Origin of the sequence: Methylotenera versatilis 7 (genome assembly GCF_000799165.1) — a bacterium.
Classification (GTDB): Bacteria; Pseudomonadota; Gammaproteobacteria; order Burkholderiales; family Methylophilaceae; genus Methylotenera_A; species Methylotenera_A versatilis_A.
The window spans coordinates 333,279-345,476 of sequence record NZ_JUGF01000001.1 but is presented as its reverse complement, the minus strand read 5'-3'; the positions used below and the strand labels follow the sequence as shown (position 1 = coordinate 345,476).

Sequence of the window (12,198 nt, the reverse complement as noted above, 5' to 3'; positions counted from 1 at the left end):
TATATATTTACTCGTGATAATCCATGGCTTGGTAACCATGTTTTTTAACCAACTCATCACGCTGCGCTGATTTAAAGTCTTCTCGCACCATTTCTGCGACAAGTTCATCAAACGTAATTTTGGGTGTCCATCCTAACTTTTGTTTAGCTTTAGTCGGGTCACCTAATAAAGTCTCTACTTCAGTCGGCCTAAAGTAGCGCGCATCCACTTGTACAACGCATTTATCTTGCCAATAACCTTTTTCTTCTATTCCTGTGCCTTGCCAAGTAATTTGCATATCAAGCTCTTTGGCTGCTGCATTCACAAAATCGCGCACGCTATATTGCACGCCTGTGGCAATAACAAAATCTTCAGCAACCTCTTGCTGCAGCATTAACCATTGCATTTCAACATAATCTTTAGCATGCCCCCAATCGCGCAATGCATCTAAATTGCCCAGATATAAACAGTCTTGCAGATTAAGTTTAATACGCGCTAAAGCACGGGTAATCTTGCGCGTAACAAAGGTTTCACCGCGTAATGGCGACTCATGATTAAACAGAATACCGTTGCACGCATAAATACCATAAGCCTCACGATAGTTTACTGTAATCCAGTAGGCATAAAGTTTGGCAACTGCATAAGGGCTGCGTGGGTAAAATGGGGTGGTTTCTTTTTGCGGCGTTTCTTGCACTAGCCCATAAAGCTCTGATGTAGAGGCTTGATAAAATTTAGTTTTTTTCTCTAAGCCTAAAATTCTAATGGCTTCTAAAATACGCAAAGTGCCAATACCATCTGCATTCGCCGTATATTCTGGCGTTTCAAAACTCACGGCTACGTGGCTCATAGCAGCTAGGTTATAAATTTCGTCTGGTTGGACTTGCTGAATGATACGAATTAAATTGGTTGAGTCGGTTAAGTCACCATAATGCAGCACAAAGTTTTTGTTATCTACATGAGGGTCTTGATATAAATGATCGATACGATCCGTATTAAACAAGGATGCGCGACGTTTTACACCATGTACGATATAGCCTTTTTTTAACAAAAACTCTGCTAAATACGCGCCATCCTGCCCTGTTACACCAGTAATTAATGCGACTTTATTCATTGTTTCAATACTCACTTTTCTACTAATCTTCCATAACTATCATCAAACCGAATAATGTCATCTTCGCCCACATAATCGCCACATTGCACTTCAATAATGCTTAACGGCTCACTACCTTTATTTTCTAAACGATGGCGATGCGTTTTTGAGATGTAGGTCGATTGATTTTCATTCAGCGTAAATTCAATTTCGTTGTTAGTAATCGTGGCTACGCCAGAAACGACAACCCAATGCTCAGCTCGGTGCTTGTGCATTTGCATGGATAATTTCGCGCCGGCATTTACTACAATCCGTTTAATTTTAAAGTTGGTGCTTTCTTCCAATACGGTGTAACTACCCCATGGGCGATAAACGGTTTGATGGATTTCGGTAAGAGTTGGATTATGTATTTTAACTTGCGCTACCAGCGCTTTAATATCTTCACTACGGTTTTTATCGCAAATTAAAGTCGCATCTGCGGTTTGAATCACAGCTATATTATCTACGCCCAAAATTGCCAGCAAACCTGTTTCTGTCCATAACAAACTATTAGTTGTTTCTTGCGATAGCACTTGGCCGTGCGTGACATTATTTTGTGCATCTTTTTCGTGGCGTTGATAAATCGAATCCCAACTACCTAAATCGCTCCAAGCCATATCCACAGGCACTACTGCCACTTTTTCTGCCAGCTCTGCCAAGCCATAATCCATGGATACGTTAGCAAAATTAGCATAAGTTTCAGCAAAATTCTCTTCGCTCATGCCCGCCACTTGTTGTGCCATTTCTGGTTGATATTTTTGCAGCATCTGCATAAATGTCTGCGCTTTAAACACAAACATGCCGCTATTCCACAAATAGCCATCGCTGACAAATTGCTTGGCTTTTTCTACATCTGGCTTTTCTACGAACTGGTCTACCTTAAGTACTGGCAATGCACCGTTGTATGATAATTGCTGACTGGGTTTAATATAGCCATAGCCTGTTGCAGGCTCATGCGGTTTAATGCCCAGCAAAACTAAATAATCATCATTTGCGGCTAATTCGGCGGTTTGCCATGCCTGTAAAAATGCATCGGTTTTATCAATGGCGTGATCAGAAGCAAACACACCAATCATTGCGTTAGGATCTTGCTGGTTTATTTGATTAACCGCCCAGGCAATTGCGGGCAAAGTATTTCTTGCACAGGGCTCAGCCAACACGTTGTTTACTGCCTCAAGCGCCACTTCTGCCAATTGACCTTTTACTTCAAACTTATGATCTTCGTGCGTAACAGTAAACAAATTGGCAGCAGAAACATGCGCTAACAAACGTTGTGTCGTTTGCTGCAACAAAGTTAAATCACCATTCAACGCTAATAATTGCTTAGGGCGTAATGTGCGTGATAACGGCCACAAGCGTGTGCCAGAACCACCACATAAAATAATCGCGTATCTGTTTAATGCTGCACTCATGGCTGTTTAATCTCCATTTGGTGATATTTGATACTCATTGTTTGATTAACATCTTTACGAAGCTCTTCTATTTCAGTTTGTAGGTTTGCGTACTCTTGCAACTTAGCTTTCAAAAATCGTGCGGTAATCACTGATTTTTCTTCCAATCCTTTGGGGGTTAAGAAATACATATAGCCGAGTTTATTTTGATTGTTGCGAAAGTTGGTGGCTTTTAACAAGCCCACTTCAATCAAAGCTTTAAGACAAAAATTCACGCGACCTAAACTGATACCTAACTCACGCGCCAAATCGCGTTGGCTAATTTCTGGATTAGCTTCTAATATTTTTAGGATTTTGTAGCGATATTCGTCTGTTAACACGCGATTAAATCAACCGTTCATTAATTGAACGTCAGTTTAGCAATGTTTAATCGAACAATGCAAGTAGAACGTTGGATGGAGTTTCTAAGCAATCGACTTGTTTATATTTTTATACCAGTAAATTTCTTGATATCGCGCTGTTGGCGCTTGGTTGGCCGCCCTGCGCCTCGCTCCCTAATCGCATGATCTGCCTCGCGCGTTATTTTGGCATTTTCACGCTTGGCTTTACTTTGCTCGGTTTCAGCATACAAAAGCGCAGCCTCTGGCGCGCCACGGCGAATATTAGACAAGCCAGTTACGGCGACCTCAATTTCGAACTCTTTATTGCGAATACTAATCAACATGCCAATTTTGATTTCTTTAGCTGGCTTTACGCGGTCACCATCCACCCGCACTTTTCCACTATCAACGGCATCTATCGCAATGCTGCGCGTTTTAAAAAAACGTGCCGCCCACAGCCATTTATCTAAACGGCATTTTTCATCAGCACTCGGTGTTTTTTCAGCTTTTACTTTCAATTAAACCTACTCAGCAATCAAATCTAAATTAAGTTAAGCTGCTTTTGTTGTTGATAAGGCTGATTGCTTTCCAATGTTCTACGGTAGTTTGCCAGCACATCTTGCACATGCCCCATCACCGTATTGGGTGCGTAAATACCTGCTTTGTCTTGCTGTCCGGCTGCCACTCCCGTTAGAAACTCTATGCCTTCCAACACATGGTCAATGGTAATGATGTGAAATTGACCTTGTTTAACCGCCTCAACTACAGCAGCATCCAGCAGCAAATGGCGTTGATTACGTTTAGGAATAATCACACCCTGCTTGCCGTTAAGCCCAAGCGCTTGGCAAACTCTAAAATAACCTTCAATTTTTTCATTCACGCCACCAATTGGCATCACTTCGCCAAATTGATTCAATGCCCCAGTCACGGCCATACCTTGGCGAATCGGCAATCCAGCCAAAGCAGAAAGCAATGCAAATAATTCCGCACAAGAAGCAGAGTCACCCTCTACGCCATTATACTCTTGCTCAAATACTAGTGACGCGTTCAAACTTAATGGCGCCAAATGACTGAAACTCGCACTGAGCCAGTTTTGTAGAATAAAAATACCTTTGTCATGGTTCGGCCCACTCATATTGACTTCACGGTCAATATTAATCAGCCCTTTACCACCAGGGTAACAGCGTGCAGTAATGCGGATGGGCGAACCAAAACTCGCATCGCCTAACTCGATATGCGTTAAGCCGTTGACTTGCCCAACCACGTCTCCTTGCACTTGAATCAGCAGTTCATTATCAATAATCGAATCACGAATTTGCGATTCAAAATACTGATTACGCGTGGATTTGGCTTGAATTGCTGCTTGCACGTGCTCTGCTGTCACTAAGTCTGTATTGCCTGAAAATGCTGCGCTTTCCAGCATTAAGCGCTCTAAAAAGGCAAAATTAGTACTGATGCGTGTTTGATCCTCTTCCAGACGCTGTAAAGCGCCAATTAAGGCAGCAACCGCTTCTTTTGTAAAATGTGGCGTGTGGTGTTGTGCGCATTTTTGTGCAATGTAACCAGCAATCGCTGCATAATTTTCAGGCGTGGCCGAAATGCGCTCAGCAAATTCCACTTTGATTGGAAAATAATTGAAAAAATCCGGCTGCTCATCTAAGCAATCATAAAAATCCTCACGCGTAGCAATCAATACCAGCTTCACTTTCAGCGGCAAAAGCGTGTTGTTGGTTACATAGCTGGTGCTTTGCGCACTACTGCTCGCATCTTCAATCTGCAAGGTGCCATTACGTAAAAATCGGTGCAATTTTTCAATGATTTGTGTGCCGTTTTGTTCGTCATTCAACAAATCGCGCAAATGTAGTAACAGCATGCCGCCATCTGCTTTGTGTAAATTACCGGCGCGCAATCGCATAAAATCTGGTGAAATTGTGCTGTCTGACGCACTTTCTACGCCACCAAATAACGATTGTATGCTGGGGTCGTTATCATAAATGATAGGTTGGTTAAGCGACTGGGCCTGTGTCGCGCGATTATCCACCAATACATTGACACGGAATCGTGCAAAAAATGGCTCACTGATTAAGCCCTCTAAATTACTTTCGGCATCAGAATTGGGTGCTGGCTGCCATGCTTTTAAATAGGCCAAGGTTTCATGATTAACCAGCTTGAAATAGGCTTTCAAAGTAGGTTCATCATGAAAAGCCTGCTCAAGTTGCTGTATCGCAACATTCAGCCATTGTTCAGCAGTTGCCAGCATCGCTTGCAGATTATCCAGCGCTACAAAATTAGGTAGCTCCACCATTAAAGCACGCGCAAAACCATCCATTTCCACGCGTAACTTATTGGCTGCGCCGACTGGCAGCTTGATTAAAGTAGGTAGATTGATTTGCTCAAAGTTATAGATGGAAACTAAATCGTTTAACTTTAAATCACTTAAGTCGGCATCATCTAGTTTTGCAATATCCAGCATCGCACTATGCATCAATGAAGTTCGGCCACTGCCATGTGCACCTAGCACCAATACATTAAAACCTGTTTGCTGCATGTTCAGGCCAAACAAGGCAGATTTTTTTGCTTCACTCTGCGCAACCCAACCATGCTTGTCGGGCTGATAACCAGTAGTATTTTCGAGTAATTCTGCCGTATTATTAAACGTTAAGTCATTTAATGAAATGGTGGCATTTAAATCATTTTCGGTTAACTTTTGCATTACTTTCAGGTGTTTTCTCTTTTATAAACTACTTAATTTACAGCCGACTAACTATTTCAGATGATTAATTCGGCCACATATTTCGTCAGTATCTATTTAAAATACTTACTTATTCCAACGCTTAAGTGCTGCATCATCGCTCAATTTGGCATCAATCCAGCGGGCGCCTTCCGGTGTAATTTCTTTTTTCCAGAACGGCGCCTGAGTTTTTAAATAATCCATCATAAATTCACAGGCCTTAAAGGCTTCTCCACGATGCGCACTCAACACGGCCACCAACACAATCTGATCCAGCGGTTTAAGCGTACCTACACGGTGAATAATCAAACTATCCATCAAATCCCAACGCGTACTTGCCTCGGCTTTAATCGCGGCCAGCGCGCTTTCTGTCATGCCCGGATAATGCTCCAAAGTCAGCGTACTGATTGAATCGCCATCATTGATGTCTCGCACTTGGCCGACAAAACTGACCAGCGCGCCGGCACCGGGATTCGCAAGTCGCAATTGATTTAATAACAAACCAACGTCAAAGTCTTCTGTTTGTATCCGAACAGTCACCTAATCACCCTAAAACTCATTTGGAGTTTTTAACCACCAGTTACTGGTGGAAAAAACGCCACCTCATCATTGGCTTGAATCTTCGCCAAATCATCAACCAGATTATGATTAATCGCTGCACGTACTACTTGCTTGCCATTAAACAAATTAGCCCAAACCTCACCACGTAATGCTAACCAATTTTTAAGTGCTGTAATGGTCAAAATATCGTTTGGCAAATCAAGCTCTTCAGTTGAGTAATTAACCGCTTCTTTGATTCTTGCAAAATATAATACTGTTATTTTCATATTTATATTCAATAAGTTAAAACACTAAATTAATTTAAACTATCACACATATAATGTGATGACTTAATTGTCGTTTTCATCTACGGCATCCAGCAAATCCAGCGGCTGGTTGCTCAGCTCCACACGCTCAATCTGCGCAAAACGACGGCTAATTTTCTGGCTACTGATATGTACTTCTTGTGCATTATCGTGCGCCTGACGAATGTTATCGGCTAGTTTTTTCATACGTACATCAAAGCGCTCAAAATCTTTGCTTAATTTGCCAAGCTCTTCTTTAATAATATGCACTTGCTTGCGCATTTCCACATCTTTTAACACTGCTCGCGCAGTGTTAAGCACGGCCATCAGTGTGGTCGGCGAAACCAGCCAAACACGCTTATTCATGGCGTAATCAATAATTTCGGGGTGATAAGCATGAATCTCTGCAAACACAGCTTCGGCAGGAATAAACATGACCGCGCCATCGCTGGTGACATTAGAAATAATATATTTATTAGCAATATCATCCACATGCTTCTTAACGTCAGCCTTAAACTGCTTTTCTGCTGCGTTTTGCATTGCTTCCGGCAAACGACTATCAAACATTTTGTGATAGTTTTCCAACGGGAATTTGCTGTCTACCGCAACAGTGCCCGTTGGTTGCGGCAGAAAAAGTGCGCAATCCACACGCACGCCGTTATCAAATGTATGCTGCATTTTGAAGCTATCATTTGGTAATACGTTGCGCACCAAGCCTTCCAACTGCACTTCGCCATAAGCGCCACGGCTGCGTTTATCACCCAACAACTCTTGCAGGCTCACCATATTTACCGTTAAACCATCGATTTTCTTCTGCGCTTCATCAATCGTGGCCAAGCGCTCCATCACGCTAATAAACGTTTCGTTGGTCTTTTTAAAACCTTCGTCTAATCGTTCCGATACTTTGCCGCCTATTTGTTCTAAGCGGCTGTCCACAATCTTGCCCAAGCTTTCGACACTTTGTGTCAAAGTCGTCGTGGCTTTTAACATGGTGTCGTTAATCAAACTTTGTTGCGCTTTACCTTGCTCACTCAAGGTTTTATGCAATGTTTCCAATACCGTTTCGCGCGTCTGCGCCAAGCTGGCATTTTGCGCTAATTGCAAATTTTGCATCGCATCGCGTGTACTTTGTAACTCTAACGAAACTAAAGCTTTTAATCTGTCGCTATTATCTTGCGAAGCAATATTCAAGCGGTCTGCCAGTTTATTCAAGCCGTCATTTAAATCTAATAACATTGCCCGATGCTTGTCTTCCAACTGGTTGAATAGAACCGTATTTTTGCTGTTTGAAAACTCACGCCATGCCAGCCAAGCCAGCAAAATAACCGTTAACACTAAAAGTAAGACTATAATTTCGTTCATCCCAACATTATAAACCAGTGTAGCTTTCACCTTTATAAATAAAATCATATGAATAAACTCAAACTGCTGCTTGGCCAATGGCTTGCCAACCTAACACGCAAGCTTAAAAACAATTTCTATATCTACCTCGCCACTATGTTCACTTTGCTGGTGTTGCTAGATGCCAGCGTGTTTCATGTCGGTTTGAACATGCGCGATAAAGCATTCGACTTTATGGTGAAGCATCGTGTGTTTCAGCCTAGTGCAGATAAAGATATTGTCATTGTGGATATTAACGAAGCCAGCTTGGCCGCGTTTGCCAAGGAATACGGCCGCTGGCCTTGGCCCCGCCAAGTATTAGGCGAGTTTGTAGAAAATATTCAGGTACAAAATCCCAAAGCGATTGTGTTCGATATTGTATTTAGCGATGCAGATATTTATAACGCAGATAGCGACGCTTATTTTAATGAAGTGATTGCGGCATCTGATAATACTTTCTTCCCGGTTTTGCGCTTGGACCCCAGCCAGGATGCGTCCAGCCAATTGAAATACGCGCAGATTCCAGGGTTAACTTCCAATACTGAAGCCGATAAAAATGCCACTGTAGCCGCCATATTGCCGTATTTTGAAGCGGCGCTGAAAGCCAATCGTTTAGGCACGCATAATGTGTATCCGGATAATGATGGCATCGTGCGCCAATACCGTATGTATCACGATGATGCCGGCTGGCAATTACCTTCATTACCATTGGTGGTTGCCCAGTTTGCAAATAATAAACCTACCAATAATCAAACCATTGCAAATTTACCGCTTAGTAACTTACCTCAGGACATGTTGATTAACTGGCGTGGCAAGCCATTTACTTACACTTACGCCACGTTTAGCGATGTATACACCGATTTAGCCAGTGAACATAAAAAGCGCCCAGCCAATGAATTCACCAACAAAATCGTCATCATCGGCTCTACCGCTCCTGGTCTATTTGATATTAAACCAACTGCGATGGACAAGCAGTTTCCCGGTGTAGAAATTCTGGCAACCGCTATCGATAACGCAAAACATGGCGATTACTTAAAAGTGTGGCGCGGCAAAATACCTTATATCTTATTAAGCTTACTGTTAATTTGGGCAACCACTTTAGCGTTCTACTTTAAAGTCGATCGTGACCGATTTAACTCTATTTTCACCAGCGCACAGATTGGCTTACTGGTGCTATCGTACGTGGCGATTAATCTCACCAACACCTACCTCGATTTAACCGCCCCCATTCTGTGGGCCGTGGCCTTATTCGGTATCGCTAAAATTTACGCGTTAGCCACAGACCGTGCCTTACAACGCTGGCTGGCATTCGGCTTAAAAGCCGATGCGGCAGAATCCAGCGTATTAATCATGCCAATTTTAGTAGAAAGCAATGAGGCATTAAGCCCTGCTATGCTTAAAAAATTGAAACGAGAAATCGAGTTAAGTAGTCAATCACCCAATAATATTGAGATATTACATGGCACGCAAAGCGGCATTTGGGGCTTGTTTGGCGATATGGTGGCGGTAAGCTGGATGTTTGCCAATAACAAACCTGAATATGCAGAAACTGCCAAGCAAGATGCGCTACAGTTGGCAGAAAAGTTGCCGAACTTAATCAGTCACTGCGGTCTACCCGTTACAACTGTAACGCGTTACACACTGCATGAAGGCAAGCTTTCCCATCTGCAAACATCTGAATCCAATATGACTTTGGCAGCACAATGGCGCACATTGTTTGCGCAAGCTGTCATTAAACTGGAAACCAGTGAATCAGGCCTAAAAAATTAAAAAACAGCATACATTAGAGTTAACAAAGGATTTGATATGAAAATCGACTTACACAAAAAAAATTACTTAAAAGCTTTACTGCTTATCAGTCTTGCCAGCCCTGCTCTAGGGCTTTGCGGCGAAGTTGGTACAGCATTAAAAGCGGATACTTTACGATTAACGCCTTTTGCCGATGCAAAAACAGTCGGTAGCTTAAACAAAAATGATGCAGTAGATATTTTGGCGAAAAAAGGTGCTTGGCTACAGGTAAAAACCAAAAAGAGCACTGGCTGGGTGCGTTTACTGTCAGTTAAACGTGGCGGCGTATCCAGTAGCAATCAGGTGAAAGGTCTTGCAGATGTTGCCAGCGGACGCGCAGGCACTGGCAAAGTGGTTTCGACCACAGGCATTCGCGGTTTAAGTGCAGAAGAACTGAAAACCGCCCAATTTAACGAAACTGAAATGAAAAAACTGGAAAGCTACACATTAACGCCCAAAGACGGGCAAAAATTTGCAACAGCAGGCGGCTTAACCACCACACCACTCGCTTACTTTAAAGGAGCGCAATAATGCATAAGTTACTGATTGGGTTAATGGTTTCTGCCAGTTTATTTTCAACGCAATCTGTTGCGTTCGACTTTGGCAAAGCGCTTGAAGACGCCGCTAAACAAAAAATAGAAGAAGTTAAAAGTGGCAGCGGTGCTGCCAATACGGAACAAGCAAAAACGCCAGCCGAGACTGAAGCAACGAAAAGTGCGACTGAATCTGGCGCAACCGTTGTACCAGATGAAAAAGCGTTCAACTGGAAAAACCCAAGCACGGCAGAAGAAATTGCCCTTGGGCGTGAAATTACCGGCAGTATTTTAGGCGCTGCGCCTTTGGTTAAAGATGACAAATTACAACAATATGTGAATAAAGTTGGCCGCTGGGTCGCCAGCCAATCAGAGCGCGCTGATTTGCCATGGAAATTTGGCGTTATCGAAAGTAGCGATTTAAACGCTTTCGCTGCGCCCGGTGGTTACGTATTAATCACTAAAGGCTTATACCAACAATTGAACAATGAGGCGCAATTAGCAGGCATTTTAGGACATGAGATCGCCCATATTGTGCAAAAACATCAGCTTAAAGTGCTGCAGAAACAGCAGTTAGTCAATATTGGCGCAGGTTTGATTACTGATAAGTTGAGTAAAGGTAATAAGCTCGCGCAAAAAGCTATTGGCAGTGGCGCCGAAATCAGTGCGCGTAGCTTGGATAAAGAGGCTGAATATGAAGCGGATCGCATGGGTGTTGTGCTAGCCGTACGTGCGGGTTATGACGCATTTGGCTTGCCCGAAGTGTTACAGGAGATTGGTCAAACCAACAAAACCGATAACAGCGTTGCATTGCTATTTAAAACCCATCCGCATCCAGATGAACGCTTAACCAAACTTGGCGATAGCGCAGGCAATAAATTGGACAACTTGAAAGCGGGCAAGACACTGGAAAACAGGTTTTACAAACTGACTAAATAAGCTACACGTACAATCTTTAAGATAAGTCACAGGTGAGTTAATAATTAACTCACCTGTGACTATTGGATTGCAACCTCTTATATCAAATTTCTAATCCTTAGCTCACTTTTAATATAAGCATAATAAATAGGTGCGGCCACTATCCCTGCCAAACCAAAAATTGCTTCCATCACCAGCATGGTAATCAACAGCTCCCACGCATTTGCACGAATTTGCCCACCAACGATGCGCGCATTTAAAAAGTATTCTAATTTGTGAATCACGATTAAATATAGTAACGAGCCAATTGCGACACCCAGTGACTGGCTTAAACTCACCACCACAATCACCGTGTTGGAAATGAGATTTCCCACTACAGGAATCAAACCAGCCACAAATGTAATGGCTATCAAGGTTTTAACTAAAGGCAACTCAATACCAAACATCGGCAAAATAATTGCTAAATAAACGCCTGTAAATAATGCATTAATAGAAGCAATGCGCACTTGCGCAAACACAACTCGTTTAAATGCATCGCCAAACAACCAGGCACGTTGCACCAAGGCACGTGCAAATGGCTGATACTGATCGTCGTTAAGCGCGTCGCGCAACGCAATCATGCCGCCTACAATCATGCCGATAATAATATGGGCGGTAATACGCCCTGCTTCTTTACCAACTACCTGTAATTGATTTGCATGTGTACGCAACCAAATAGTCGCTTCTTCTTTAAAGGCAATTGCATCCGATGGCAGGCGCTCTAATATCCACACGGGTAAAATCTTACGTGAGTCTTCAATGATCTGTGCCATCTTGGCAAGCAACACAGTGATGCTGCCCGATTCTGATCTAAAAAATGCAACCAGACCTGCGCCTGCAAGACTCAATAAACTGACGGTAATGATGGTTAATAGTGCGATTGCAATCAATTTGGCACGCGGGCCAGGAAACTTGCGTTCGATATGCGGCGTTAAAATATGTATCAATTGGTACACCAGTAGGCCAGCCAATAATGCGGGCAGTAAGTGGAAAACCAATACCAGTAACATCGCCATGCCAATCAATATCCATGAGGCAATATCAAACTTCATGGATAAGGTTTCAGTATAATGATCTCGCATAAC

The 12,198-nt window shown here is 42.8% G+C and carries 12 protein-coding genes; 3 read left to right on the top strand and 9 right to left on the bottom strand.

Translation table 11 applies throughout. The annotated features are described in order from the left end of the window. Positions 1–7: 7 nt before the first annotated feature. From gmd to K370_RS01415, 8 genes are all read right to left on the bottom strand, one after another. On the bottom strand, positions 8–1,090 hold the full coding sequence (gene gmd, locus K370_RS01450; protein ID WP_047537351.1) for a GDP-mannose 4,6-dehydratase: 1,083 nt from the start codon (positions 1,088–1,090) through the stop codon (positions 8–10). An 11-nt stretch (positions 1,091–1,101) separates the two neighbouring features. Beyond that, positions 1,102–2,520 carry a mannose-1-phosphate guanylyltransferase/mannose-6-phosphate isomerase gene (locus tag K370_RS01445; protein WP_047537348.1) on the bottom strand — a complete coding sequence of 473 codons (1,419 nt, stop codon included), beginning with the start codon at positions 2,518–2,520 and terminating at the stop codon, positions 1,102–1,104. Next, complete coding sequence (locus K370_RS01440; RefSeq protein WP_047537345.1) at positions 2,517–2,879, bottom strand: MarR family EPS-associated transcriptional regulator; 363 nt, start codon at positions 2,877–2,879, stop codon at positions 2,517–2,519. The genes K370_RS01445 and K370_RS01440 overlap by 4 nt, the downstream gene beginning before the upstream one ends. Positions 2,880–2,980: 101 nt before the next feature. After that, positions 2,981–3,397 carry an RNA-binding S4 domain-containing protein gene (locus K370_RS01435; protein WP_047537342.1) on the bottom strand — a complete coding sequence of 139 codons (417 nt, stop codon included), beginning with the start codon at positions 3,395–3,397 and terminating at the stop codon, positions 2,981–2,983. Between the two features lie 23 nt (positions 3,398–3,420). Continuing rightward, the gene (locus tag K370_RS01430) at positions 3,421–5,592 is read right to left on the bottom strand and encodes a Lon protease family protein (protein ID WP_047537339.1); all 2,172 of its coding nucleotides are present in this window, start codon (positions 5,590–5,592) and stop codon (positions 3,421–3,423) included. Between the two features lie 105 nt (positions 5,593–5,697). Continuing rightward, complete coding sequence (locus K370_RS01425; RefSeq protein WP_047537337.1) at positions 5,698–6,150, bottom strand: molybdenum cofactor biosynthesis protein MoaE; 453 nt, start codon at positions 6,148–6,150, stop codon at positions 5,698–5,700. 29 nt (positions 6,151–6,179) lie between these two features. Then, positions 6,180–6,437, bottom strand: a complete 258-nt coding sequence (gene moaD / locus K370_RS01420; RefSeq protein ID WP_047537334.1) for a molybdopterin converting factor subunit 1 — start codon at positions 6,435–6,437, stop codon at positions 6,180–6,182. A 63-nt stretch (positions 6,438–6,500) separates the two neighbouring features. Further along, on the bottom strand, positions 6,501–7,817 hold the full coding sequence (locus tag K370_RS01415; RefSeq protein ID WP_047538736.1) for a DNA recombination protein RmuC: 1,317 nt from the start codon (positions 7,815–7,817) through the stop codon (positions 6,501–6,503). A gap of 48 nt (positions 7,818–7,865) precedes the next feature. Here K370_RS01415 and K370_RS01410 point away from each other — a divergent pair, with 48 nt between their 5' ends. From K370_RS01410 to K370_RS01400, 3 genes are read left to right on the top strand one after another with little or no spacing between them, the layout of a single operon-like run. Beyond that, positions 7,866–9,605, top strand: a complete 1,740-nt coding sequence (locus K370_RS01410) for a CHASE2 domain-containing protein (protein ID WP_047537331.1) — start codon at positions 7,866–7,868, stop codon at positions 9,603–9,605. Positions 9,606–9,641: 36 nt separating this feature from the next. Beyond that, the gene (locus K370_RS01405) at positions 9,642–10,154 is read left to right on the top strand and encodes an SH3 domain-containing protein (RefSeq protein ID WP_047537328.1); all 513 of its coding nucleotides are present in this window, start codon (positions 9,642–9,644) and stop codon (positions 10,152–10,154) included. After that, positions 10,154–11,095: a M48 family metalloprotease gene (locus K370_RS01400; RefSeq protein ID WP_047537324.1), complete on the top strand. Its 942-nt coding sequence runs from the start codon at positions 10,154–10,156 to the stop codon at positions 11,093–11,095. Before K370_RS01405 ends, K370_RS01400 begins: the two co-directional genes overlap by 1 nt. Positions 11,096–11,172: 77 nt before the next feature. On the opposite strand, the gene K370_RS01395 is transcribed toward K370_RS01400, so the two are convergent. Beyond that, on the bottom strand, positions 11,173–12,195 hold the full coding sequence (locus K370_RS01395) for an AI-2E family transporter (RefSeq protein ID WP_047537322.1): 1,023 nt from the start codon (positions 12,193–12,195) through the stop codon (positions 11,173–11,175). Positions 12,196–12,198: the final 3 nt, after the last annotated feature.